The 24,302-nt window shown below is 69.2% G+C and carries 18 protein-coding genes, 2 tRNA genes and 1 pseudogene; 7 read left to right on the plus strand and 14 right to left on the minus strand.

What is annotated here, in order from left to right:
- Positions 1-72 precede the first annotated feature (72 nt).
- Genes QE444_RS15880 through QE444_RS15895 form a run of 4 tightly spaced genes read left to right on the plus strand, consistent with a single transcriptional unit; the run spans position 73 to position 6,439 of the window.
- Entirely contained in the window at positions 73-1,512 is a 1,440-nt protein-coding gene (locus QE444_RS15880) for an efflux transporter outer membrane subunit (protein ID WP_280306710.1), read from the plus strand.
- A gap of 11 nt (positions 1,513-1,523) precedes the next feature.
- Positions 1,524-2,309: a MipA/OmpV family protein gene (locus QE444_RS15885; protein ID WP_280306708.1), complete on the plus strand. Its 786-nt coding sequence runs from the start codon at positions 1,524-1,526 to the stop codon at positions 2,307-2,309.
- A gap of 14 nt (positions 2,310-2,323) precedes the next feature.
- On the plus strand, positions 2,324-3,421 hold the full coding sequence (locus QE444_RS15890; RefSeq protein WP_280306707.1) for an efflux RND transporter periplasmic adaptor subunit: 1,098 nt from the start codon (positions 2,324-2,326) through the stop codon (positions 3,419-3,421).
- Between the two features lie 3 nt (positions 3,422-3,424).
- Positions 3,425-6,439, plus strand: coding sequence for an efflux RND transporter permease subunit (locus tag QE444_RS15895; RefSeq protein WP_309739773.1), 3,015 nt, complete (start codon positions 3,425-3,427; stop codon positions 6,437-6,439).
- Positions 6,440-6,484: 45 nt separating this feature from the next.
- Here QE444_RS15895 and QE444_RS15900 read toward each other — a convergent pair whose 3' ends face one another.
- The 9 genes from QE444_RS15900 to QE444_RS15940 all read right to left on the minus strand — a co-directional run bounded on the left by QE444_RS15900 (position 6,485) and on the right by QE444_RS15940 (position 17,528).
- Entirely contained in the window at positions 6,485-8,041 is a 1,557-nt protein-coding gene (locus QE444_RS15900; protein ID WP_280306703.1) for a UxaA family hydrolase, read from the minus strand.
- A gap of 90 nt (positions 8,042-8,131) precedes the next feature.
- Positions 8,132-9,316: a mannonate dehydratase gene (gene uxuA, locus QE444_RS15905; RefSeq protein ID WP_280306701.1), complete on the minus strand. Its 1,185-nt coding sequence runs from the start codon at positions 9,314-9,316 to the stop codon at positions 8,132-8,134.
- Position 9,317: 1 nt separating this feature from the next.
- Complete coding sequence (locus QE444_RS15910; protein WP_280306700.1) at positions 9,318-10,751, minus strand: mannitol dehydrogenase family protein; 1,434 nt, start codon at positions 10,749-10,751, stop codon at positions 9,318-9,320.
- Positions 10,748-12,025, minus strand: coding sequence for an MFS transporter (locus tag QE444_RS15915; protein ID WP_133860844.1), 1,278 nt, complete (start codon positions 12,023-12,025; stop codon positions 10,748-10,750). Before QE444_RS15915 ends, QE444_RS15910 begins: the two co-directional genes overlap by 4 nt.
- 70 nt (positions 12,026-12,095) lie before the next feature.
- Positions 12,096-13,124, minus strand: a complete 1,029-nt coding sequence (locus QE444_RS15920) for a Zn-dependent oxidoreductase (RefSeq protein ID WP_280306698.1) — start codon at positions 13,122-13,124, stop codon at positions 12,096-12,098.
- Positions 13,125-13,138: 14 nt separating this feature from the next.
- Positions 13,139-14,350 carry a D-mannonate dehydratase ManD gene (gene manD / locus QE444_RS15925; RefSeq protein ID WP_187979509.1) on the minus strand — a complete coding sequence of 404 codons (1,212 nt, stop codon included), beginning with the start codon at positions 14,348-14,350 and terminating at the stop codon, positions 13,139-13,141.
- 4 nt (positions 14,351-14,354) lie between these two features.
- Positions 14,355-15,338 carry a sugar kinase gene (locus QE444_RS15930; RefSeq protein WP_280306697.1) on the minus strand — a complete coding sequence of 328 codons (984 nt, stop codon included), beginning with the start codon at positions 15,336-15,338 and terminating at the stop codon, positions 14,355-14,357.
- Complete coding sequence (locus QE444_RS15935) at positions 15,335-16,246, minus strand: SMP-30/gluconolactonase/LRE family protein (protein ID WP_187979511.1); 912 nt, start codon at positions 16,244-16,246, stop codon at positions 15,335-15,337. The genes QE444_RS15930 and QE444_RS15935 overlap by 4 nt, the downstream gene beginning before the upstream one ends.
- Positions 16,233-17,528: an MFS transporter gene (locus QE444_RS15940; RefSeq protein WP_309739786.1), complete on the minus strand. Its 1,296-nt coding sequence runs from the start codon at positions 17,526-17,528 to the stop codon at positions 16,233-16,235. Before QE444_RS15940 ends, QE444_RS15935 begins: the two co-directional genes overlap by 14 nt.
- Before the next feature lie 193 nt (positions 17,529-17,721).
- Between QE444_RS15940 and kdgR the strand changes: the two genes are divergently transcribed.
- The 3 genes and pseudogenes from kdgR (at position 17,722) to QE444_RS23660 (ending at position 20,328) form a co-directional block, all read left to right on the plus strand.
- A complete protein-coding gene (kdgR, locus tag QE444_RS15945) occupies positions 17,722-18,504 on the plus strand; it encodes a DNA-binding transcriptional regulator KdgR (RefSeq protein ID WP_133860849.1) in 783 nt (260 codons plus the stop codon).
- A gap of 204 nt (positions 18,505-18,708) precedes the next feature.
- A pseudogene (locus QE444_RS23655) lies at positions 18,709-19,473 on the plus strand (MCP four helix bundle domain-containing protein); the annotation flags it as partial.
- A gap of 66 nt (positions 19,474-19,539) precedes the next feature.
- Positions 19,540-20,328 carry a methyl-accepting chemotaxis protein gene (locus tag QE444_RS23660; protein WP_405046475.1) on the plus strand — a complete coding sequence of 263 codons (789 nt, stop codon included), beginning with the start codon at positions 19,540-19,542 and terminating at the stop codon, positions 20,326-20,328.
- A gap of 146 nt (positions 20,329-20,474) precedes the next feature.
- Here the strand turns inward: QE444_RS23660 and QE444_RS15955 are convergent.
- The 5 genes from QE444_RS15955 to purF all read right to left on the minus strand — a co-directional run bounded on the left by QE444_RS15955 (position 20,475) and on the right by purF (position 24,240).
- A tRNA-Asp gene (locus tag QE444_RS15955) sits at positions 20,475-20,551 on the minus strand.
- A gap of 38 nt (positions 20,552-20,589) precedes the next feature.
- Positions 20,590-20,665, minus strand: a tRNA-Val gene (locus QE444_RS15960).
- Between the two features lie 80 nt (positions 20,666-20,745).
- Positions 20,746-21,513 carry an SDR family oxidoreductase gene (locus QE444_RS15965; protein WP_273862132.1) on the minus strand — a complete coding sequence of 256 codons (768 nt, stop codon included), beginning with the start codon at positions 21,511-21,513 and terminating at the stop codon, positions 20,746-20,748.
- Positions 21,510-22,721 (minus strand): O-succinylhomoserine sulfhydrylase, encoded by a 1,212-nt coding sequence (locus QE444_RS15970; RefSeq protein ID WP_273862133.1) that lies wholly within the window; start codon positions 22,719-22,721, stop codon positions 21,510-21,512. Before QE444_RS15970 ends, QE444_RS15965 begins: the two co-directional genes overlap by 4 nt.
- 10 nt (positions 22,722-22,731) lie before the next feature.
- The gene (purF, locus tag QE444_RS15975; protein ID WP_133860853.1) at positions 22,732-24,240 is read right to left on the minus strand and encodes an amidophosphoribosyltransferase; all 1,509 of its coding nucleotides are present in this window, start codon (positions 24,238-24,240) and stop codon (positions 22,732-22,734) included.
- Positions 24,241-24,302: the final 62 nt, after the last annotated feature.

Genomic DNA, 24,302 nt, shown 5'->3' on the forward strand with positions numbered 1-24,302 from the left:
ACAATTCGCCGAAGGAATCTTGATTCGGCGTCCCTAGGCTGCGATCCATGCCTTGCACCGGGTCTGCCTGCCATGCCTTCACTCGCCGCTTCCGTCACCTGCCCGCTGCTGCTGATCAGCCTGCTGGGCCTCAGCGGTTGCTCACTGATTCCCGACTACCAGCGGCCGGCACTGCCGGTGCCCGCGCATCTGGGGCAGTGGCAACGGCAGGATGCGGCGCTCGCGGCGGTCGTCGACCTCAGTCCGGAGGAGCGCCAACTGCTGGCCGCGGTCAGCGCTGAAGCCCTCCTGCCAACGCTGGCGAGCCAGGCGCTGGCGGGCAATCGAGACTACCGGATAACCCAGCTCAGGGTCGAGCAGGCGCGGGCGCAACTGGGAGCCCGCCAGGCCGAGCGCTGGCCCACCCTGGGCCTGGCGGTGCAGCGTCCGCGTCAGCGCTTCGCCGATCAGGCGCTGGACGAGCGCTACCAGCAGGACCTGGCCACCGCCACCCTGGGCGTGGACGCCTTCGAACTGGATTTCTTCGGCCGCGTGGCCAGTCTGGGTGAGGAAGCCCGCCACCAGCTGCTGGCCAGTGCCTATGGTCAGCAGGCCGCGCGCGGCGCCCTGGTGGTCGAGGTGGCGCGCCTCTTCCTGCTGGCCCGCGAGGCCGATGCCCAGGTCGCCAGCGCCCAGGCGATGGCCGCGCTCAGCGACCAGCTGGCGCAGCGGACCCAGGCGCGCATCGCCGCCGGCGACCTGGCTCCGGCCGCGCTGGAGCCCCTGACCCAGGCCGTTCTCGAGGCGCGCCAGCAGCTGCAGCAGCGGCTGAGTCAGCGCACCCAGGCCTATGGGGCGCTGGCCTGGGTCACCGGCTACCGGCTGGCGCCCTCGCCCGGCGCTGCGCCTGCCCTCGCCGGTCCTCCGCCGGAGCTGCCCGGCGAGCTGGCCGACCTGCCCTCCAGCCGCCTGCTGGAGCGTCTCGACGTGCGCGCCGCCGAGGAACGTCTGCAGGCGGCCAACGCCAGCATCGGCGCGGCCCGCGCCACCTTTTTCCCGAGCATCCGCCTGAGCACCGCGGTGGGTCTGGCGAGTCCGCAATTGCAGGATCTGTTCAGCGCCGGCCATGGCCTGCGCCTGCTGACGCCGTCGCTGTCCCTGCCGCTGTTCGACGGCGGGCGCAACAGCGCCAATCTGGATGCGGCCAAGGCTGCTCGCGACCTGGCCCTGGCCGCCTACGAACGCACCCTGCAGGACGCCTTTCGCGAACTGGCCGACGGCCTGGAAGAGCGCCGCCTGCTGCTCGCGCAGCGCCAGACCCTGGACGCCCAGCTGCAACTGAGCCACCAGCGCCGCCAGCGCCTGGCGCACCAGTGGCAGGCCGGGGCTGGCGATCCCGGCGCCAGTCTGCAGGCCGGTCTCGACGACCTACGCGCCGGCGAGACGCTGCGCCAGACCGAGCAGGCGCTGCGCCTCAATCGCCTGCGCCTGCACCGCGCCCTGCACGGCCTGGACCACCCTTCCGCCACCTGAGAGGACCTGCCATGACCCGCACCCCCCTGCTGCCGCTGCTGCTCTGCCTGACGCCCCTGGCCGGCCAGGCGGCCGACGCCTCGCCCTGGGGCGACCACACCGATGTCAGCCTCGGCCTGGTGGCCGGCGCGGTCAGTCGCTACCTGGGTTCGGCCGACTATCGGCCGCAGCTGCTGCCCCTGGTGGTGGTCCAGCGCGGCCCCTTCTTTGCCGACACCAGTCGTGGCCTCGGCCTGCAATGGCAGTCGGCCCAGGGGCTGACCCTCAGCGGCGCCCTGAACTACGACGTCGGCCGCGATGACCGCGAAAACGCCTCGCGGCCAGGCGCCGACCGGCTGCGGGGGATGGGCGAGGTCGACGGATCCACGGTGCTGGACCTCACCCTGAGCCAGGCCCTGGCGCCCTGGCTCAGTCTCAACGCCGAGGGCGAATGGCGGCTGGCCGGGGCCCAGCGCGGCACTCGCTATCGCCTGGGAATGGAAGCCATTGGCCTGCACACCGACCAGGACACCCTGGCGCTGGATCTCGACGCCCATGCCGGCGACCGCCGCTTCAACCAGACCTATTTCGGCGTCACCGCCGCCCAGAGCGCCGCCAGCGGCTTCGCCCCGGCGCGTCTCGACCAGGGCATCTATGCCTATTCCGTCGCGCTGAACTGGTTGCACACCTTCGATCCGCACTGGAGTTCGGTGGCGACCCTGACCACCACCTATTACGGCGACCAGGCACGCGACAGCCCGCTGCGGCAGCGCGCCACCGCCACCACCACCCAAGTCGCCCTGACCTACAGCTTCTGATCCTGGAGCCCGCCATGCCCGGCCCGCGCCTGACCTCCGCCCTCACACTCCTCTTGCTGCTCCCCCTGCTGGGCGGCTGCTCACCGGATGAACGCCCCGGTCCGGTGCCCCTGCGCACCGTCAAGCTCGCGCCGGTCGCCCGGCTGACGGCCCAGGCGCCGCTGCTGCCCGGCCTGGTGCGCCAGCCGCGCAGTACGGCGCTGGCCTTCGAGAATGGCGGGCGGGTGCTGCGGGTGGCCGTGGACGTGGGCGCCCAGGTTGCGGCCGGTCAGGTGCTCGCCGAGCAGGATGGCGAGTCGGCGCGTCTGCGCCTCGACCAGGCCAGCGCCCGGGTGCAGGCTGCCCGGGTGGAGCTGGATCAGCGCCGCGCCGGGCAGCGACGGGCACGGCAGCTGTTCGCCGAGGGCAACCTGGCCAAGGCCGAGCTGGAAGGCGCCGATGCCGCCCTGGGCGCAGCCCAGGCGCAGCAACGGGGCGCCGAGGCGGAGCTGGCGCTGGCGCGCCGCGCCCTGGCCCAGACCCGGCTGGTGGCGCCCTTCGCGGGCCAGATCATCCTGCGCGTGCCGGAGCCGCTGCGGCTACTGGGCGCGGGCGAGACCCTGCTCGGATTGCAGGCCGAGGGTGAACGCCAGGTGGTGGTGCAGGTGCCAGCCGCCCTGGCCCAGGGGCTGACACCGGGCGCCCAGGCGAAGGCCTATGCCACGCGCGACGGCGCGCCCCTGGCGCTCCGGCTGATCGGTCTTTCGCCGCGTGCCGAGCAGGGCCTGCTACAGGAAGCGGTCTTCGCCCTTGGCAGCGAGGCGCCGGCCCTGCCCAGCGGCAGTCTGCTGGACGTGCGCCTGCCGCTGCCGGCCCAGGCGCAGCTGGCCGTACCCCTGGGGGCGCTGCTGCCCGGACAGCGCGGCACCGCGGGTCAGGTCTTCGTCTACCAGCCGGAGACCCAGCAGGTGAAGCCGCGCCCGGTCACGGTGGCGGCCCTGCGGCAGGACCAGGCGCTGATCGCCAGCGGTCTCGCCGAGGGCGAGCAGATCGTGGTGGCCGGCGCTGCCTTTCTGCGCGCCGGCGAGCATGTGCTGCCCTATCAGCCCAGCACCGTGCTCACGGGAGAGTAGGCCATGTCCCTGACCGCTTTCGCCCTGCGCCGGGGTCGCCTGGTGCTTTGCATCGCCCTGGCCCTGTTGCTGGGCGGGATCTACGCCTTTCTCGGCTTTCCGTCCCAGGAAGAACCCAGCGTGACCGTGCGCGACGCCCTGGTCAGCGTCGCCCTGCCCGGCCTGCCCAGCGACCGGGTGGAGGAGCTGCTGGCCAAGCCGCTGGAAGACCGGCTGCGCGAATTGCCTGAACTCAAGACCCTGGTGACCACCCTGAGACCCGGGCAGGCCATCATCCAGCTCACCGCCCGGGACGAGATCAAGGATCTGCCGGCGCTCTGGCAGCGCGTCCGCAACAAGGTCGCCGAGGTGGCTCCGGGCCTGCCCGAAGGCACCCAGGGCCCGCGGGTGGACGATGATTTCGGTCGAGTGGCGGTGGCGTCCATCGCCGTGACCGCGCCCGGCTTTTCACCGAGCGAACTGCGCCGCGAGGTGGAAGGCCTGCGCCGCGCCCTCTATGGCCTGCCCGGGGTCGACCGTATCGCCCTCTATGGCCTGCGGGACGAGCGCGTCGTCCTGACCCTGGACGCCACGGCGCTGGCCCGCCTGGGCCTGTCGCCCCAGGCGCTACTGGCGCAATTGCGCACCCGTAACGAACTGGTCAGCGGCGGCAGCCTGCGCGCGGGAGAACGCGTCCTCAGCCTGGCCATCAGCGGCGAACTGGCCGATCCCGCCGCGCTGCGCGCCGTGCCGATCCGGCTGGGTGAAGGCCGCGCCGTGCCCCTGGCCGAGCTGGCCCAGGTGCAGGTCGAGCCCGAGCAGCCAGTACGCAGCGCCGCCTTCTATCGAGGCGAACGCGCCCTGGTGCTGGGCATCGCCATGACCCCGGGCCGCAACGTCGAAGCCTTCGGCGCCGCGCTGCACGACCGGCTGGAGGAGTTGGCGACCACCCTGCCCACCGGCTTCGCCCTGCATCGGGTGACCTTCCAGGCCGAGGTGGTGCACCACGCCATGGCGCGCATGCAGCACGTGCTGATGGAAACCATGGTGATCGTCATGGCCGTGGTCATGCTGTTCCTGGGCTGGCGCCTGGGGCTGATCGTCGGCGCCATCGTCCCGCTCACGGTGCTGGCGACCCTGCTGGTCATGCGCGCCCTGGGCATCGAATTGCAGACGGTGTCCATCGCCGCGCTGATCCTGGCCCTGGGGCTGCTGGTGGACAACGGCATCGTCATCGCCGAGGACATCGAACGGCGCCTGCGCGCGGGCGAAGAGCGCCGCGCCGCCTGCGCAGCCGCCGGCCGGACCCTGGCCATCCCGCTGCTGACCTCCTCGCTGGTGATCATCCTGGCCTTCTCGCCCTTCTTTCTCGGCCAGACCAGCACCAATGAATACCTGAGGTCCCTGGCCGTGGTGCTGGCGCTGACCCTGCTGGGCTCCTGGGCGCTGAGCCTGACGGTGACACCGCTGCTCTGCCTGCGCCTGGTGCCGGACCCCAGCCATAGCGGTAGCAGCACCGACAGCGCCCTGCACCGCGGCTATCGCCGCCTGCTGGAGGTCCTGCTGCGGCATCGGCTGGCCTATCTGCTGGCCATGCTCGGGCTGCTGGCCCTGGCCACCCTCAAGGTGCTCAGCCTGCCATACGACTTCCTGCCGCCCTCGGATCGCAACCAGTTCCAGATCCCCCTGCAGCTGGAACCGGGCACCTCGGCCCAGCGCACCCTGGAACTCATGCAGGGCTTCAGCCGCTGGCTGGGCGAGGATGCCGATATCGTCGAGAGCATCGGCTACGTCGCCGAGGGCGGACCACGCATCGTGCTGGGCCTGAATCCGCCGCTGCCCGGTCCCGATGTCGCCTATTTCACCGTCACCACCCGCCCGGACGCCGATCTCGCCCAAGTCATGGCCCGGGTCGGCGAGCAGCTGACCCGGGCCTATCCCGAGGTGCGCGCCCAACCCAAGCGCTTTTCCCTGGGCACCACCGAAAGCGGCCTGGCGGTCTATCGCCTGAGCGGTCCGGACGAGACGGTCCTGCGTCAGCTGGGTGCCAACCTCGCCGACCTGCTCGCCGCCGTCCCCGGGACCCGCGACATCCAGGACGACTGGGGTCCGCGCCTGCTGCGCTACCAGGTCGAGGTCGACCCGGCCCGGGCCCGCGCCGCCGGACTCGACCGGCGCGACCTGGCCCAGGCGCTGCAACTGGCCGGCGACGGCCTGAGCGGCGCCCAGCTGCGCGACGGCCAGTATCCGGTCGAGATCGCGGCGCGCAGCACGCCCCGCGGTGGCGATCCGAGCACCCTGCTGGTCTATCCCCAGGGCGGCGCCACGCCGCTACCGCTGGCGGCGGTGGCCCGGATCGAGCTGGCCAGCGAGGCCGGGGTCAAGGTCAGGCGCAACCTGCAGCGCACCCTCACGGTCAGCGCGCGCAATCCCGGCATGACCGCCGCCACCCTGGTCGCCACCCTCGCGCCCCAGTTGCCCACCCTGCAGCTGCCGCCCGGTTACCGCCTGGAGCTGGGCGGCGAGAGCGAGGATTCCGCCGCCGCCAACGACGCCCTGCTGCGCTATCTGCCGCTGGCCGCCGTGGCCATGCTGTTGCTGTTCCTCTGGCAATTCGATTCCTGGCGCAAGGTGCTGATCATCGTCGCCAGCATCCCCTTCATCCTCATCGGCGTGGCCCTGGCGCTGTGGCTGAGCGGCCATCCCTTCGGCTTCATGGCCACCTTCGGCCTGCTGTCCCTGGCCGGCATCATCGTCAACAACGCGGTCTTGCTGCTCGAACGCATAGAAGCCGAAAGGCAGGCCGGCAAGCCCCTCGTCCTGGCGCTGCTCGACGCCGCCGGCGAGCGCCTGCGGCCGATCATCATGACCAAGCTCACCTGCATCCTCGGCCTCATCCCGCTGATGCTCTTTGCCGGTCCGCTGTGGACCGGCATGGCCATCAGCATGATCGGCGGCCTGGCGCTGGGCACCCTGGTGACCCTGGGGCTGATCCCGGTGCTCTACGCCCTGCTGTATGGCCGGCGCCAGGACAGCTGAACGAGGCACCGGCGGCGAGGCTGTCCCCCTCCCGCAAGCTCGGGCTCAGGTGGTGGCGCCCAGTTGCCAGGGGACGAATTCGTTCTGCCCGTAGCCGTGCAACTCGCTGCGGCTACGCTCCCCCGACGCCAGTGCCAGCAACCGTTCGAAGATGAAGGCGCCGCGCTCTTCCAGGGTGGTGCTGCCGTCGACCAGGCCGCCGCAATCCACGTCCATGTCGTCGCGCTGGCTTTCCCAGAGGCGGGTGTTGGTGGCGATCTTCAGCGACGGCGTCGGCGCACAGCCATAGGCCGAACCCCGGCCGGTGGTGAAGGCGATGAGGTTGGCCCCTCCCGCCACCTGGCCGGTGGCCGAGACAGGGTCGTAGCCGGGGGTGTCCATGAACACCAGGCCCGGGCTGCGCACCGGCTCGGCGTAGCCATAGACCGCCATGAGATCGGTGGAGCCGGCCTTGATCACCGCGCCGAGGGATTTTTCCAGGATGGTGGTCAGGCCACCCGCCTTGTTGCCCGCCGAGGGGTTGTTGTCCAGGCTGGCGCCGAAGCGGGCGCAATAGTCTTCCCACCAGCGGATGCGCTCCACCAGGCGTTCGCCCACCGCCGGGCTGGCGGCGCGCCGGGTGAGCAGGTGTTCGGCGCCGTAGATCTCCGGGGTTTCCGAGAGGATGGCGGTGCCCCCGGCGGCCACCAGCATATCCACCGCCCGGCCCAGCGCCGGGTTGGCGCTGATGCCGGAATAGCCGTCCGAGCCACCGCACTGCAGGCCGAGGATCAGATGGCGGGCACTGACCGGTTCGCGCGCCACCGCATTGGCCGCAGGCAGCAAGGCTTCCACGGCGGCGATGCCCCGGGCCACGGTGGCGGTGGTGCCGCCGCTGTCCTGGATATTGAGGGTGCGCAATCCCGCGTGCTCGCTGAGGCCCTGATCGGCCAGCAGCGTGGGGATCTGGTTGGCTTCGCAACCCAGGCCGATGAACAGCACCGCGGCGAAGTTGGGATGGGACGCATAGCCGCCCAGGGTCCGGCGCAGCACCGCCATGCCCTCGCCCTGGGTATCGATGCCACAGCCGACACCATGGGTCAGGGCGACCACGCCGTCGACGTTGGCATAGGGCCCCAGCGCCGCGGGATGGACGTCGCGGCGGAAATGGTCGGCCACCGCCCGGGCCACCGTGGCCGAGCAATTCACCGAGGTGAGGATGCCGATGTAATTGCGGGTCGCCACCCGGCCATCCGGGCGGACGATGCCGAGAAAGCTGCGCTCGATGGGCGCTGGTGCGCCGCGGGCCTCGATCCCGAAGGCGTGCTCGCGGGTGAAGTCGCCCATGGCCAGGTTGTGCACGTGCACATGGCTGCCGGCGGCGATGGCCTCGCGGGCGAAGCCGATGATCTGGCCATAGCGGCGTACCGGCGCGCCTGCGGCGATGGCGCGCACGGCGACCTTGTGCCCGGCCGGCACCGGCTCGCGGACCTGCACGCCCTCCTCCGGCAAGTCGAGGCCCGGCACCAGCGCCTGGCGGGCGATCAGTACATCGTCTTGCGGATGCAGGCGCAGGGTGGCGCGGGCAGCGGCCGCGGCGCCGCTGCGGGTGATCAATTCCATAGGGGTCTCCACGTCAGCATTCGAGGTTGGCCTTGACCGCGCCGGTGGCGGGGTCCGGCACGAGGTATATCCGAGAGACGCCGATCCGCATCAGTCATGCGCCTCTTCCAGCCGCCGCACGGCCTGTTCCACGCCGCGCAATTCCGCCAGGCCCTTGAGCCGGCCGATCAGCGAATAGCCGGGGTTGGTCCGTCGCCCCTGGTCGTCCAGCAGCTGGTGGCCGTGGTCCGGACGCATGGGCAGCCGCGCCCCGCCTGCGCGTTCACGGCGACGCTCCTCGCGTACCAGTTCGCGGATCACCCCGACCATGTCCACGTCGCCGTCCAGGTGATGGGCCTCGTGGAAACTGCGCGGATCCGCTTCGCGCCGGGTCGCCCGCAGGTGGACGAAGTGAATGCGCGGCGCGAATTGGCGGGCCATGGCCACCAGGTCGTTGTCGGCGCGCACGCCATAGGAGCCGGTACAGAAGGTCAGTCCGTTGGCCGGGCTCGGTACCGCGTCCAGCAGCCACTGGGCGTCGGCGGCGGTGGAGACCACCCGTGGCAGCCCCAGCAGCGGGCGCGGCGGATCGTCCGGGTGCACCCCCAGACGAATGCCCACCTCTTCCGCCACCGGCACCACGGCCTGGAGAAAGACCGCCAGGTGCTCGCGCAGCCGCGCGGTGTCGATGCCGGCATAGGTGGCCAGCAGGGTGCGCAGGTCGGCGACCGAGTAGCCCTCCTCGGCGCCCGGCAGACCGGCGATGAGGGTACGCACCAGCTCCTCGCGCCCGGCGTCGTCGAGCCCGGCGTGATAGCGGCGCGCGCGTTCGATCTCCTCGGCGGCGTACTCGGCCTCGGCGCCCTCCCGCTGCAGGATGCAGAGATCGAAGGCGGCGAAAGCGTCCTGATCGAATCTCAGCGCCCAGCCGCCGTCGGGCAGTCGATGGGCCAACTGGGTGCGGGTCCAGTCCAGCACCGGCATGAAGTTGTAGCAGACCACGTCGATACCGCACTGGGCGAGGTTGCGCAGGCTCTGTCGATAGTTGTCCAGATAGCGCTCGCGCCCCCCCAGGCCGCGCTTGATGTCTTCGTGGACCGGGATGCTTTCCACCACCGACCAGGTCAGTCCCGCCGCCTCGATCAGCGCCTTGCGCTCGGCGATGGCCGCCAGCGGCCAGACCTCGCCATTGGGAATCTCGTGCAGCGCCGTGACGATGCCGGTGGCCCCGGTCTGGCGGATGTCGGCGAGGGAGATGGGATCGCGCGGGCCGAACCAGCGCCAGGTGTGTTCCATGTCAGACTCCTTGTTCGGTGAGATCGGCAATGGCCGCGGCGATACCCGCCGTGGCGATGCGCGCGTGGGCCCGTCGCACCGCGTCGCAAAAGACGGGTTGCGCGACCAGGGCCGGTGGAAAGACCTCGGCCAGCGCCAGCACGGCGTCCACCCGCGCCGCGCCAGCAGGCAAGGCGGCCAGGGTGGCGCGCAGGGGATCGTCCAGCGCCTCGCCCTCGCCTTCACCATAGTGAATCCAGGCCGCCACGCCGAGCGCGGTGCAGGCCAGCTCGCCGCCTTGCTCCAAAAGCCGCTGGGCACCCAGCAGCCAGCGCTGGGGCAGCTTCTGCGAGCCGTCCATGGCGATCTGCCGCAGGCGGTGCTGAAGGGCGTCGTTACGGAAGCGCGCGACCAGCGCCGCGGCGTAGGCCTGCAGGTCCACGCCCTCCGGCATGTCCAGGGTCGGCGCCGCCTCGCGACTCATGTAGCGGTGCACCAGCGCCGCCAGGCGTTCGTCGGCCATGGCCTCGGCCACGGTGCCGTGACCGGCCAGGCTACCGACATAGGCCAGCAGCGTATGACTGCCATTGAGCAGGCGCAGCTTCATGGTCTCGAAGGGGCGGACGTCCGCCACCATCTGCACCCCTTCCCGTTCCCAGTCCGGGCGCCCTTGCGGAAAGCGGTCCTCGACCACCCACTGGCTGAAGGCCTCGCCCACCACGGCGGCCGTGTCATCGCAGCCGAGGTCGCGCAGCCGCGCGAAGGCCGCCTCGTCCATGGCCGGGACGATGCGATCGACCATGCTGCAGGGAAAGGCCACGGTAGAGGCTATCCAGGCTGCCAACCCAGCGTCCTGGGCCTCGGCGAGGGACACCACCGCCTGGCGGGTCCGCTGACCGTTGTCCGGCATGTTGTCGCAGCAGAGCACGGTGAAGGGCGCGATGCCGGCCGCGCGGCGCCGGCGCAGGCCTTCCACCAGCAGCCCCGGCGCGGTGCGCGGCGCCCGCGGTTCGGCCAGGTCATGGACGATGCCGGGATCGTCGCGGCGCAAGGCGCCGCTGGCCGGACTCAGGCAATAGCCCTTTTCCGTCACCGTCAGGGTGACGATGCGCACCCCGGGATCGGCCAGCCGCGCCAGCAGGGCCTCGCGCCCGGCCCCACCGTCGCCGGCGTAGAGCACCTCGCGCAGGGCACCGATCTCGCGCAGCACCCCTTCGCGCCGGTTGCGGTATTCGGCCACGTGATAGCGGCCCTGCTGGGCGTTCAGGGTCTCCACCAGCGCCCGCCCCGATCTCAGGTTGGCGCTGCACAGGCCCCAGGCGCCGCCGCCGTGGCGGGCCAGATTGCGCTCCAGGTAGACCGCCTGGTGGGCGCGATGGAAGGCGCCCAGCCCCAGGTGGACGATGCCGATGGCCGGCGCCGGATAGCGCGAGGGAATGCGTTGGAAATCGCTCATCGGACGCCTCCGGTAGCCAGCGTGGCGGGTGCCTCCGCCGGCCGCTCGGCCAGCGGCTTGACGAAGCGCGCCACGCACAGCGAACCGATCACGGTCAGGGTGCCGGCGAGCAGGAAGGCACTGGTGAAGGCGCCAGTGAATTGCACCAGATAGCCGGTCACCGCCGGGCCGATGATGCCCGAGGTGTTGGCCAGGAAGTGCATGAAACCGCTCACCCCACCCACCCGCGCTGCCGGCACCGTGTCCTGGATGATCGCCCAGTAGATGGCGCCGGTCAGATAGAGGAAGAATACCGAGAGCGCCACCAGGGCCACCGCGGCATAGAGGGTGCTGACCAGGCCGGCCACGCCGATGCACAGGGCGCAGGCCAGCAGGCAGGTCACCAGCACCACCTTGCGCGAAAACATCAGGCGACCGGTCTTGCGGAACACCCAGTCGGACAGATAGCCGCCCACCGCCAGGCCGATGAAGCCCAGCACCCAGGGAATCACCGTGGCGATGCTCATGTCCTTCACATTGAGGCCGTAGGCCTGGATCAGGTAGCTGGGGAACCAGGTCAGGAAGAAGAACAGGGTGTAGTTGTAGGCGAAAAACGCCAGGGCGGTGAACAGTACCGTGGGCTGGCGCAGGTAGTACTTGAGCGGTCGCACCTCGGTATCCACCACGGCCACGGCGCGCTCCTCGGCGGCGATGTCGGCGGCCAGCTGGCCGGTGGGCTTGTCCTTGATCCAGAGGTACCAGGCCACCGCCCAGACGAAGCCGATCAGCATGATGACGACGAAGGACACCTTCCAGCCGTAGGTCACCGCGATCACCCCGACGATGGGGCCGGAGATGGCGCCGCCCAGGGGCGTGCCCGACATCGACAGGCCCAGGGTGCGACCCCGGTTGTGGGGCGCGTACCAGTTGTTGACCATCTTGCTGGTGGAGACGCTCAGGGGCCCCTCCGCCATGCCGAACAACACCCGGATCACGATCAGCGCGGCGAAGCCCGAGGCCAGCACCGTCAGGCCGCTGAACGCCGACCAGAGCACCATGGCCAGCAGCAGCGTGGTCTTGGCGCCATAGCGGTCGGCGGCCCAGCCGCCGATGAAGTTGAACGCCGCATAGCCGACGAAGAAGGCGCTGAACAGCAGCCCCATCTCCCCGGCGCCCAGCCCGAAGTCCTTCTGGATCAGGGGCGCTGCCACCGACAGCGCCGAGCGATCCAGATAGTTGACGACCCCCGCCAGGAACAGCATGACGAGTACCAGTCCACGACCTTGTCCAGCCATTTGTTACCTCCCGCTCATTGTCTTTATTCGGTAAGGCATCGAAGCGACGCCCCTTGCGGAGCGCGCATTGTCAGGCGTTGCCACCCCACTGCACCAGCACCTTGCGTGTCTGCTCGGGATGCCTTTCGATCAGCTCGATGGCACCCGGCATCTCCTGGCTGGCCACCTGGTGGCTGATCAGCGCCGCGGCATCCAGCTTGCCCGCCGCCAGCAGCTCGATGACCCGCGGAAAGCGGCCATTGTTGAGCCGCGAACCCACCAGGGTCAGTTCCTTCTTGATGATCTCCAGCTGCACCAGCTCGCTGGGCGTGGCGCTGAAGCCCAGCAGGCCGATCCGCCCGGCCGGCGACGCCAGCCGGACGATCTCCGGCAGCAAGGCCGGATGGCAGGCGGCGTCGACGATCAGCGGCACGCCCTCGCCGCCGGTGGCCTCGCGCAGCGCCGCCTCGACGTTGGTCTCGCGGCCATTGAGGGTGCGGGTCGCGCCCAGGGTCCGGGCGGTGGCCAGGCGATCGTCCAGCACATCGGTCACGGTGATATCGGCGATGCCCAGCGCCCTGGCCATCTGCACCAGGGTCAGGCCGATCACGCCGGCGCCGTAGATGAGCAGGGAATCCCCGGGCAGGAACTGCATCCGCTCCAGCACATTGAGGGCGATGCTGTAGGGCTCGACCAGCGCGGCCTGGGCCAGCGGCAAACCGGGCGGCAGGCGATGGGCATTGGCCGCGGGCACGCAGACCTCTTCGCTGAAGCCGCCATCGCGGTGCACCCCCAGCACCTGCAGGCGACTGCAGACATTGGGCCGACCGATGCGGCACGGATAGCAGCTGCCGCAGGCGATCACCGGATCGACGCAGACCGGATCGCCCACCGCCAGGCCGCTCACGCCCGCGCCCAGCTCGCGCACCACGCCGGCGAATTCGTGGCCGGTGACGCGGGGAAAGCGCACGAAGGCGTTCTGCCCATGGATGATGTGCATGTCCGAGCCGCAGATGCCGGCATAGGCCACCCCGACGCGGACCTCGCCGGGTGCCAGCGTGGGTACCGCGACCTCTTCGATGCTGAATTCGTGGGGTGCTCTGACCTGAAAGGCTTTCATCCGGGATTCCTCGCTCACCAGTGCCACAGGGTGCCATCCACCAGCCGGTTCACCGGCAGGCTGGCGCGTTGGTACGGATAACGGGCGGCGAGGTCTTCATCGATGTCCACGCCGTGGCCGGGCACCTCGCCCGGGGTGAAATGGCCGTCCGCGAAGCGATAGGCATGGGGAAAGACCTCCTCGATGCGCGCCTCGTGGGGCATGTGCTCCTGGATGCCGAAGTTGGGCACCCAGGTGTCGAAGTGCAGCGCCGCGCCCATGCACACCGGCGACAGGTCGGTGGCGCCATGGAAGCCGGTGCGCACCTGGTAGAGCGCCGCGAGGTCGGCGATGCGCCTCATGTGGGTGATGCCGCCGGCATGCACCAGGGTGGCGCGGATATAGTCGATCAACTGCTCCTGGATCAGCTCGCGGCAGTCGTGGATGGAGTTGAACACCTCGCCCACCGCCAGCGGCGTGGTGGTGTGCTGGCGAATCAGGCGGAAGGCCTCCTGATTTTCCGCCGGGGTGCAGTCCTCCAGCCAGAACAGGTTGTATTCCTCGACCCTCTTGCCCAGCCGCCCCGCCTCGATGGGCGTCAGCCGGTGGTGCACGTCGTGCAGCAGGTGCAGGTCGTCGCCGAAGCGCTCACGCACCGCGGCGAACAGTTTGGGTACGTGATTGAGGTACTTGGCGGTGTCCCAGACGTGCTCGGCCGGCAGATCGCTGTCGGCCGGCTCGTATCGCTCGCCTTCGCGCTTGGCCACGCCATAGGTGGTGGGAATGCCCGGCACGCCGCACTGCACTCGCACCGCGCGATAGCCCTGCTCCACATGGCGGGCGACCTCGTCCAGGCAGCTCTCGATGTCCTTGCCGGTGGCATGGCCATAGACCATCACCCGCTCGCGACTCTTGCCGCCGAGCAACTGGTACAGCGGCATACCAGCGGCCTTGGCCTTGAGGTCCCAGAGCGCCACGTCCACCGCGGCGATGGCGGTCATGGTGACCGGTCCGCGGCGCCAGTAGGCGCCCCGGTAGAGGTACTGCCAGATGTCTTCGATGCGATGGGCATCGCGACCGATCAGCGCTGGCAGCACGTGCTCTTCCAGATAGGCCACGACCGCCAGCTCGCGGCCATTGAGGGTGGCGTCGCCGAGGCCATAAAGGCCTTCGTCGGTGACGATCTTGAGGGTGACCAGGTTACGACCGGGACAGGTGACGATGACGCGGGCTTCGGTGATCTTCATGGCTTCAGGCCTGGGCAGTGAGAGCGGGAATCAGGGGCGGCAGCGCCGGCATGGCCGCGCGCGGAATGAGCGCCCCGGGATGCTGGATGACCGTGGCCGCCAGGCGATGCCCCCAGGCGGCGGCCGCCTCGGGGGCCCCGCCCTGGAGGCGGCAGGCCAGGTAGGCGGCGCTGAAGGAATCCCCGGCGGCGGTGGTGTCCACCACCCGGGCCACGGCTTCGCCGGCCACCTCCTGGCGCCCCTGGCGATGCTGCAGCAGGCAGCTGCGCGCACCGCGCTTGAGCGCCACCTCGGCCACGCCCCATTCGGCGTACTGGGCGAACAGCGCCGCCTCGTCGGCGAAGCCGAACAGCGCGGCGTCGTCTTCCCAGGTCACCAGCGCCACATCGGTGAGGTGCAACAGCCGGCGATAGGCCGTGCGCGCCGCCTGCAGGTTCGGCCACAGCCGCGGCCGGTAGTTGTTGTCGAAGACGATGCGGGTGCCGGCGGCGCGCGCCTGGCGTAGCGCCTCCAGCAGCCGCTCGCGGCCGGTGTCGGTCAACACCGCGAGGCTGATGCCGCTGAGATAGAGCACCTGGTACTCCGCCAGGGCCGCCAGCAGCGGCTGGGCCTCGGCGCCGTCGAAACATTCCCGCGCCGCCGCCTCGCCGCGCCAATAGAGAAAGCGCCGCTCGCCGTCGGCATCGGTCTGGATCAGATAGAGGCCTGGCAGGCGTCCGGGCAGCACCCGCACCCGCGCGTCACTCAGCCCCTCCTCGCGCCAGCGGGCGCGCATGGCCTGGCTCAGGCTGTCGTCGCCCACCGCGGTGAGGTAATCGACCTGCACCGGGTCATCCCCGAGCAGCCGTCGCAGATAAACGGCGGCATTGAGGGTGTCACCGCCAAAGGCCTGGCCCAGCTGGCCATCCCCCTGACTGCGCAACTCGACCATGCATTCGCCGATGAGGCCGATGCGGGTCAGCGGGGACGAAACGAGGGGTAGCGTCATGCAGACTCCTGGAGGTGCTCTGGAACCCGCACGCGGCAGGCGGACACCGCCAGGCCGGTCACGCCGGGATCGAGGCTAAAGAGACGTCCGGCCAGGGGTTGCGCCTGGCGGGCGGACTCATCGAGGCCCACCCGGGCGGTGGTGATCAGCAGCTGCTCCAGGCGCTCGCCGTAGAAGGCGCAGGAGGTCACCCGCGCCACCGGCAGCTCCACCCAGGCGAGCAATTCGCCTTCGGCGCTCCAGCGACTCAGGCGGTAGCCGTCCCAGTGGGCAATCCACAGCGCCCCCTCGCTGTCCACGGCCAGGCCATCGGGCACGCCGGGCTGCTCGCCGAAGTCGATGAGGGTGCGCCCGCGGCCGAGCGCGCCGCTGGCGAGATCGAAATCGAAGGCCTGTACCCGGCGGGTGGGCGAATCTATGTAGTAGAAGGTGCGGTTGTCCGGACTCCAGCCCAGGCCGTTGGACACGGTGATGCCGTCGAGCATCGGCTGCAGCTGGCCATCCAGGTCCAGGCGATACAGCCGGCCGCCGCCGGGTGCCTCGTCGAGCAGCGTGGTACCCAGCCAGAAACGGCCGAGCGCATCGCACTTGCCGTCATTGAAGCGGTGCTGCGATCCATGGACCGCCTGGGGCGGCTGCGCGATCGGCACCGGCTGAGAGGCACCGGCGGCCAGGCGCCAGACGCCATCGCTCAGGGCCAGCCAGGTGGAGCCGTCGACATGGGGCACGGCGCAACCCAGCGGTCGGCCGAAGCCCAGTATGTCGACCGGGGCCGCGGGCTGGGGCGCCGCGCGCAACAGCCGCCCGGCGAGGATATCCACCCACAGCAGCCGCTGCTGCCGGGCATCCCAGACCGGGCCTTCGCCCAGTTCATCCCTATGGTCGAACAGGCACTCAGGTGGCGCCATGCCGGGTCTCCTCCACGAAGCGCAGCGGTATCAGCGCCAGCAGGCAGCTCAGGGCGAGCATGGCGTAGCTCCAGTGCCAGCCGAAATGCTCGATCACGTAACCGGCCACCGGCCCCACCAGAAAGCCCGCCAGGCCCAGCCCCACGCCGATGAGCAGCCCCAGGCCGCTGCCGGCCGCGCGCGGCGAGGAATCCACCGCCAGCGAATAGAGCACCACATAGGGCGAATTGCGAAACAGGCCCCAGGCCAGCAGCAGGGTCCAGGCCATGGCGCGGCTGTCGATGAACATGCACAGGGCGACGCAGACCGAGAAGCCGATGGTCAGGACGCCCAGGGCGAACTTGCGGCCACGGTGATCGCTCAGCGTCCCCCAGAAGATCTGTCCCGCCCAGCCCACCAGTCCCGAGGCGCCCGAGATCACCGCGGCCTCGGCCAGGCTCAGCCCCAGCTGGCTGGTGAGCTGGTAGGTCAGAAAGGTGGCCACGCCCATTTCGGTCCAGAGAAACAGGAAGTTCATCACCAGGCAGAGGCGCACGTTGCGCTCGGCGAAGGCCTGGCGCAGGTTGGTCAGCGGATTGCGCGAGACGGGCGCGGCGGTGTCGACCGGAACGGTCAGCCCCTCCTCGCGGATCCAGGCATAGACCTGCTCCTCGTTGCGCCGGCGGCCCAGGTAGAGTTGCAGCAGGATGATCGGCAGGCCGATCAGCGGGATCCAGAGAAAGGTGGCGCGCCAGTCGCCATTGGCCAGGATCAGCCCCATCAGGACCGGACCGACGAATTGCCCCAGCGGCATGCCGGTGTGGTGGACGCCGAGGGCGAAGCCGCGATTTTCCTTTTGCCAGAATTCACTGGCCACGGCGATGTTGACCGGCTCCATGGCGCCGGTGCCCAGGCCCATGGTGAATCTCAACACCTGCAGGGCGCCCAGCGAACGCGCATAGACGGTGGCGAAGGCCGAGCCTATGGTCAGGGCGCAGGCCCCCACCCAGCTCCAGGCACGGCGGTGGCCGGTGCCGACGCTGTCGGCCAGCACCCCCACCACCAGGGCGCCGATCAGGGTACCGACGAAACTCAGCGAACTGAGCCAGCCACCCTGGGCGGCGTCCAGTCCGAATTCCTGCATGATCGCCGGCAACACGGTAGGCAGCAGCTGGCGATCCACCGAGATCATCAGCATCGCCAGGGTGGTAATGCCCAGCATTTGCCAGGACACCGGATGGGCACGGGGCAACCAGCCGGGGGTACGAGCGGCAGGCGCCAGAGCGCCCGGGACTTTGGTCATGGATTTCATCGTCGCAGGTTCCGTTGTTGTTTTTGTTCGCACCCCCGGCGACCGCCAGCGGTGGAAAGAGACCCTTACGCGCGAAATACTTTGGAACGTTGTTCCATTCGCTGGAAGACAGTGTTGCTGGCCTTTCCTGCGTTCGTCAATCAGAATGGAACAGTGTTCCGGCAATCAGGCGACCGGCGGTTAGATGGAAAAGAATCAGATTCTCGGCAACGACATGGTCAGCGCCGTCGGGCGTACCCTGGCGGTGCTCGAAGCCCTCGGCGAGCGCGAGGACGACTGCGGCGTCTCGGAGCTGGCGCAGCAGCTGGACCTGTCGAAGAGCACCGTCCACCGCTTCCTGCAGACGCTCAAGGCCCTGGGCTATGTGGTCCAGGACGCCGAAGACCGCTACCGGCTGAGCGTCAAGCTGTTCGAACTGGGAGCCCGCGCCCTGCCCCAGCTGGAGCTGGTCCGCGAGGCCGAGCCGGGCATGCGCCTGCTCAACGACCTCACCGGCGAGACCGTCCACCTCGGCATCTTCGACGAGGGCGCCATCGTCTATGTGCACAAGCTCGACTCGCGCTACACCCTGCGCATGTATTCGCGCATCGGTCGGCGGGCGCCGTTGTATTGCACCGGGATCGGCAAGGTGCTGATGGCCTGGCGAGCGGAAGCCGAGGTACGCCAGATCCTCGCCCAGGAGACCTTTGTCCGCCGCACGCCCAACACCCTCGACAGCCTGGCCGCCTATCTGACGGAGCTGGCGCGGGTTCGTGAGCTGGGTTTTGCCGAAGACCACGAGGAATTCGAGGCCAACATGAGGTGCCTGGCGGCGCCGATCCGCGACCGCTTCGGCCAGGTCGTGGCCGGCCTGAGCGTGTCCTTTCCCTGCTTCCGCTTCCGTGAAGACCTCAAGGCCGAGTACGTCGAGCAGATGCTTGCTACCACGGCGCGCATCTCGGCGCAGATGGGTGCCCCGGCCCGCTAGCGCCGCCAGGGATCGCCGCGCCTGAAGCGACAGCTGCCTCGCAGCGCCCGGCCCTGTTCAAGCCGCACCGCCATCGTCAGACCAGTGGTCCGATGGGCGGCTCAGCCTTAAGCCGCCGCTAAGCCACCCCCTATAGCGTGTGATGCACATCACAACTCCAGCCCGGTGTTCCCTAGGGCCTCCTTCATGGTGACTGTCATGATGATGCGCACACTCAAGGTGGGTCGTCGGTCGGCCTTGGCCTTTTCGGTTATCGTAGCAATCGTCATCGCGCTTGGGGCCATCGCCCTGATCCAGATGCGGCAACTCAGGCAGGCGGAAATCGAGGTGGAGACGGACTGGATGCCCAGCGTGCGCCAGGCCGGGCAGATGACCGCGGCGCTGCTCCGATTGCGCCTCGAAAGCCTGAGAAGCCTGGGCACGCAGGATTCGGGGCGCAGGTCGGAAATGGCCACTGCACTGGTCGAGCTGCGCAGCCGCTTCGCCAAGGAAATCGCGGACTATGCGCCGCTGGTGTCCAGCGACGCGGAACAGCAGCTCTACCAGGCCGTACAGAACGGTGCCGCGGGCTACCTGAGCCTGCTGGACAGCTTCGCGACCCTCTATCGCAGCGGTGACCTGGCAGGCGCCACCGCCTTGGCCGATGGCAACATGCGGATCGCCGCCGACCAGGTACAGGCGCAGATCGAAAGCTTGGCCGCGCTGAACGACCGTGGTGCGGTCGCGTCTGGCATCGCGGCGGGCCGGATCTACGATCACGGCCTGGCCTGGGTCGTCGGCCTGATCCTCGCCACCCTGCTGGCCACCGTCGCCCTCGCCCTCCTGCTGACGCGCAGCATCACCGTGCCCATCGGCGAAGCCCTGCGCATCGCCCAGCGGATCGCCAACAAGGATCTCGCCGAAGATATCCAGGTGGCGGGCAGCGACGAGGCCGCCGGCCTGCTGACCGCCCTGGCCGGCATGCAGGCCAACCTGCGCGCCACCGTGGCCCATCTGGCGGACAGCTCCAGCCAACTGGCCGCCGCCGCCGAAGAGATGACCGCGGTGATCGACGACGGCAATCGCGGCCTGCTCAGGCAAAACGACGAGATCGGCCAGGTGGCCACCGCGGTGACGGAGATGAGCGTCGCGGTGGACGAGGTGGCACGCCATGCGGAGGAAAGCGCCGGCGCCTCGCAACGGGGCAGCGCCCTCACCCAGGCCGGCCTGGAGCACGTGGCCGCGACCCTGACCGCCATCGAACGACTGGCCACCCAGGTCGACCAGAGCAGCGGTCAGATCCGGACGCTGTCGGGTCGCGCCCAGGAAATCAGCAACGTCGTCGACGTCATCCGCGCCATTGCCGAGCAGACCAATCTGCTGGCGCTCAACGCCGCCATCGAGGCCGCCCGCGCCGGTGATCAGGGCCGCGGCTTCGCCGTGGTCGCGGATGAAGTCCGCGCCCTCGCCCATCGCACCCAGCAGTCGACGCGGGAGATCGAAGCCATGATCGGCACCATCCAGTACGATTCGACGGACGCGGTGAAGGCCATGCAGCAGAGCAGCCAGACCGCCGAGCAATCCCTCGCCGTTGCGCGGGAAGCCAATGGTGCCCTGCGGGCCATCGCCGGCGCCATGGGCGGCATCGATGAGCGCACGGCGCTGATCGCCACGGCCGCCGAAGAACAGGCGCTGGTGGCCAAGGACATCGACCGTGGCCTGATCAGCATCAAGGACCTGTCCGACCAGACCGCGGCAGGTGCCAGCCAGACCTCCAGCGCCAGCAACGAGGTGTCGCGCCTGGCGGCCGGTCTCCGGCAGGTGGTAGCGGAATTCGTGATCTGAACGGAGCCACCGGCTGGCGCTGGCGGCCAGAGCGGCGCCAGCCCGCGAACGATCGACCGGCCTTTTCTTCAGGCACAAAAAAAGCTGCCCTGGGGCAGCTTCTCTTGCGTCGTTCGGGCAGTTCAGAGGCCCCGGAACAACTTGTATGGCGCGGCGGACGGGACTCGAACCCGCGACCCCCGGCGTGACAGGCCGGTATTCTAACCGACTGAACTACCGCCGCGCATTGCGTGTACCTTGCGGAACACTTCCCGAAGAGTTTGGTGGCTGATGACGGGATCGAACCGCCGACCCCCTGCGTGTGATGCAGGTGCTCTCCCAGCTGAGCTAATCAGCCATCCCCTTCGGGTGACGCGCATTCTCCTCGTAGCTCCTTGATCCGTCAAGGAATTTTCCAATTATATTTTCTACGAGGCGCTATTCCCGGTAGATCATCTTGCGGGTCATGCCGCCGTCCAGGGTGATGGCCTCGCCGCTGATGAAACCGGCGTTGCCGCTCAGCAGCCAGGCCACGCAGGCCGCGACGTCTTCCACCGTCCCTACCCGCCCGACCGGATGCTGCTCGTGGTCGGCAGCGGACAGCGGCTCGGCCTCGCGGACATGGGCATCGCGCGCATCGATCCAGCCCGGAGAGAGCGCATTCACCCGCACTTCCGGACCCAGGCTGATGGCCAGGGCGTGGGTCAGGGCCAGCAGCCCGCCCTTGCTCGCGGCGTAGGCCTCGCCATGGGGCTCGGACTGCTGGGCACGGGTCGAGGCGATGTTGACGATGGCGCCCTGCTGCTCGCGCAGATAGGGTGCGCAATGCTTGGCCAGCAGCATGGGGCCGTCCAGATTCACCCCGAGCACCCTGCGCCATTCGGCCAGTGCCAGGCTTTCCAGCGGCTGGCCCTGGGCAGTGGCGAGACCGGCATTGTTGACCAGGGCATCCAGCCGCCCGAACTGGCCGATCACCTGGGCGACGGCGGACTCCACCTGACTCTCGTCAGCCACGTCCAGGGCGACGAACAAGGCGCGTTCGCCAAGGGCGGCGGCCACCTTGGCGCCGCGCTCCTGCTCGATGTCGGCCACCACTACCCGCCAGCCTTCGGCTACCAGCCAGGCGGCGATGCCCAGCCCGATCCCACGCGCCGCGCCGGTGACCAGGGCGACGCGCAATTCCACCGGCGCGAACGTCAGACTCATAGGGCCGCCAGTCCGCGGGCCAGGTCCTGGCGCAGATCACCCAGGTCTTCGAGACCCACGGCGATACGGATCAGGCTGTCGCGGATCCCGGCGTTGGCACGCTCGGCCGGCGACAGCCGCCCGTGCGAGGTCGTCGCCGGGTGGGCGATGGTGGTCTTGGTATCACCCAGGTTGGTGGTGATGGAGATCATCCGGGTGGCATCGATGAAGCGCCAGGCGGCGTCACGTCCACCGGCGACCTCGAAGCTCACCACGGCGCCGAAGGCGCTCTGCTGGCGGCACGCCAGCCCATGCTGCGGATGGCTTTCCAGGCCGGCGTAGTGGACCCGCTCGACGCCGGGCTGGCCTTCCAGCCAGCGCGCCAGCACCAGTGCGGTCTGGCTGTGCGCCTGCATGCGGATCTTCAGCGTCTCCAGGCCCTTCAGGAACAGCCAGGCATTGAAGGGGCTCAGGGTCGGACCGGCGGTACGCAGGAAACCCACCACTTCCTTCATCTGCTCGGCACGGCCGGCGACCACGCCACCCATGCCCCGGCCCTGACCATCGATGTACTTGGTCGCCGAATGGATGACGATATCGGCACCCAGCGCCAGCGGCTTCTGCAGCGCCGGGGTGCAGAAGCAGTTGTCGACCGCCAGCAGCGCACCCTGGGCATGGGCGATCTCGGCCAGGGCGGCGATGTCCACCAGCTCGGCCAGGGGATTGGACGGCGACTCGACGAAGAACAGCCGGGTATTGGGCTTGCAGGCCGCCTGCCAGGCGTCCAGATCGGCCAGCGGCGGATAGTCCACCTCGATGCCGAAACGCTTGAAGTACTTCTCGAACAGGCTGATGGTCGAGCCGAACACGCTGCGCGAGACCAGCACGTGGTCGCCGGCGCTGCACAGGCTCATGACCATGGCCAGGATGGCGGACATGCCCGAGGCGGTGGCCACCGCCTGCTCGGCCCCTTCGAGGGCCGCGATGCGGGTCTCGAAGGTACGCACCGTGGGATTGGTGTAGCGCGAATAGACGTTGCCCGGCACCTCGCCGGCGAAGCGCGCCGCGGCATCCGCAGCGGTCCGGAACACGTAGCTGCTGGTCAGGAACAGGGCTTCGCCATGCTCGCCTTCCGGCGAGCGCTGCTGCCCTGCCCGCACCGCCAAGGTCTCGAAGGCCGCGCCCTCGAGATCACTGTCCAGGCGTCCGGCATCCCAGTCTTGGCTCATGTGCAGCTCCTTAGTCGTTGTAGAGATCGATGATGGCGCTGACGGCCTTGTGCTTGACCTTGGCCGCGTCGTTGCGCGCCTGCTCGATCCGATTCAGATAGGCGGCATCGACGTCGCCGGTGATGTACTCGCCATCGAACACCGCGCAGTCGAACTGCTCGACCTTGGGTGCCTTGCGGGTGCGCACGGCTTCCTGCAGGTCATGCAGGTCCTGGTAGATCAGCCAGTCGGCGCCGATCAGCTCGCCGACTTCCTCGGTGGTGCGGCCGTGGGCGATCAGCTCGTGCACGCTGGGCATGTCGATGCCGTAGACGTTGGGGAAGCGCACCGCCGGAGCCGCCGAGCAGAAATAGACCTTCTTGGCGCCGGCTTCGCGGGCCATCTGGATGATCTGCTTGCAGGTGGTGCCGCGGACGATGGAGTCGTCCACCAGCATCACGTTCTTACCGCGGAATTCCAGTTCGATGGCGTTGAGCTTCTGGCGTACCGACTTCTTGCGCGCGGCCTGGCCGGGCATGATGAAGGTCCGGCCGATGTAGCGATTCTTGACGAAGCCCTCGCGAAACTTGACGCCCAGGTGGTTGGCGAGCTCCAGGGCCGCGGTGCGGCTGGTGTCCGGGATCGGGATGACCACGTCGATGTCGTGCTCGGGCCGCTCGCGCTGGATCTTCTCGGCGAGCTTCTCGCCCATGCGCAGGCGGGCCTTGTAGACCGAGATGCCATCGATGATGGAATCCGGACGGGCCAGGTAGACGTGCTCGAAGATGCAGGGCGCGTACTGCGGATTTTGCGCGCACTGGCGGGTATAGAGCCGTCCGTCTTCGGTGATGTACACCGCTTCGCCCGGTTCCAGGTCGCGGATCAGGGTGAAGCCGAGCACGTCGAGGGCGACGCTCTCGGAGGCGATCATGTATTCCACACCGTATTCGGTGTGACGCTGACCGAAGACGATGGGCCGGATGGCATTGGGGTCGCGGAAGCCGACGATGCCGTAGCCCGTCACCATGGCCACCACGGCATAGCCGCCACGGCAGCGCTCATGGACCTCGGAGACCGCGGCGAAGACGTCGTCCTCGGTCGGCTGCAGCTTGTTGCGCACCGCCAGCTCGTGGGCGAAGACGTTGAGCAGCACCTCGGAATCCGAATTGGTGTTGACGTGGCGCAGATCGGATTCGTAGATCTCGCGGGACAGCTGCTCGACGTTGGTCAGGTTGCCGTTGTGCGCGAGGGTGATGCCATAGGGCGAGTTGACATAGAACGGCTGCGCCTCGGCGGAGCTGGAGCTGCCGGCCGTGGGGTAGCGCACATGGCCGATCCCCATGCGGCCGACCAGGTGCTGCATGTGACGCTGCTGGAAGACGTCGCGGACCAGGCCGTTGTCTTTGCGCAGGAAGAGTTTACCGTCCAGGCTGGTGACGATACCGGCGGCATCCTGACCGCGATGTTGAAGGACGGTGAGCGCGTCGTATAACGACTGGTTGACGTTCGTCTTGCCCACGATACCTACGATGCCACACATGCGACGCGACCCCACTGTTTCAAGTGATGCGACGGCGAACCATCGCAGGATGACCCCGGCAG

The sequence above is a fragment of the Pseudomonas sp. SORGH_AS_0199 genome (genome assembly GCF_031453735.1).
In the GTDB taxonomy this organism is placed as follows: domain Bacteria; phylum Pseudomonadota; class Gammaproteobacteria; order Pseudomonadales; family Pseudomonadaceae; genus Chryseomonas; species Chryseomonas aestiva.

Bases quoted from the DNA above. Each gene is read 5' to 3' on its own strand.
- QE444_RS15880 (WP_280306710.1), top strand. From the start codon at position 73: ATGCCTTCACTCGCCGCTTCCGTCACCTGCCCGCTGCTGCTGATCAGC.
- QE444_RS15885 (WP_280306708.1), top strand. From the start codon at position 1,524: ATGACCCGCACCCCCCTGCTGCCGCTGCTGCTCTGCCTGACGCCCCTG.
- QE444_RS15890 (WP_280306707.1), top strand. From the start codon at position 2,324: ATGCCCGGCCCGCGCCTGACCTCCGCCCTCACACTCCTCTTGCTGCTC.
- QE444_RS15895 (WP_309739773.1), top strand. From the start codon at position 3,425: ATGTCCCTGACCGCTTTCGCCCTGCGCCGGGGTCGCCTGGTGCTTTGC.
- QE444_RS15900 (WP_280306703.1), bottom strand. From the start codon at position 8,041: ATGGAATTGATCACCCGCAGCGGCGCCGCGGCCGCTGCCCGCGCCACC.
- uxuA (WP_280306701.1), bottom strand. From the start codon at position 9,316: ATGGAACACACCTGGCGCTGGTTCGGCCCGCGCGATCCCATCTCCCTC.
- QE444_RS15910 (WP_280306700.1), bottom strand. From the start codon at position 10,751: ATGAGCGATTTCCAACGCATTCCCTCGCGCTATCCGGCGCCGGCCATC.
- QE444_RS15915 (WP_133860844.1), bottom strand. From the start codon at position 12,025: ATGGCTGGACAAGGTCGTGGACTGGTACTCGTCATGCTGTTCCTGGCG.
- QE444_RS15920 (WP_280306698.1), bottom strand. From the start codon at position 13,124: ATGAAAGCCTTTCAGGTCAGAGCACCCCACGAATTCAGCATCGAAGAG.
- manD (WP_187979509.1), bottom strand. From the start codon at position 14,350: ATGAAGATCACCGAAGCCCGCGTCATCGTCACCTGTCCCGGTCGTAAC.
- QE444_RS15930 (WP_280306697.1), bottom strand. From the start codon at position 15,338: ATGACGCTACCCCTCGTTTCGTCCCCGCTGACCCGCATCGGCCTCATC.
- QE444_RS15935 (WP_187979511.1), bottom strand. From the start codon at position 16,246: ATGGCGCCACCTGAGTGCCTGTTCGACCATAGGGATGAACTGGGCGAA.
- QE444_RS15940 (WP_309739786.1), bottom strand. From the start codon at position 17,528: ATGACCAAAGTCCCGGGCGCTCTGGCGCCTGCCGCTCGTACCCCCGGC.
- kdgR (WP_133860849.1), top strand. From the start codon at position 17,722: ATGGAAAAGAATCAGATTCTCGGCAACGACATGGTCAGCGCCGTCGGG.
- QE444_RS23660 (WP_405046475.1), top strand. From the start codon at position 19,540: ATGACCGCGGTGATCGACGACGGCAATCGCGGCCTGCTCAGGCAAAAC.
- QE444_RS15965 (WP_273862132.1), bottom strand. From the start codon at position 21,513: ATGAGTCTGACGTTCGCGCCGGTGGAATTGCGCGTCGCCCTGGTCACC.
- QE444_RS15970 (WP_273862133.1), bottom strand. From the start codon at position 22,721: ATGAGCCAAGACTGGGATGCCGGACGCCTGGACAGTGATCTCGAGGGC.
- purF (WP_133860853.1), bottom strand. From the start codon at position 24,240: ATGTGTGGCATCGTAGGTATCGTGGGCAAGACGAACGTCAACCAGTCG.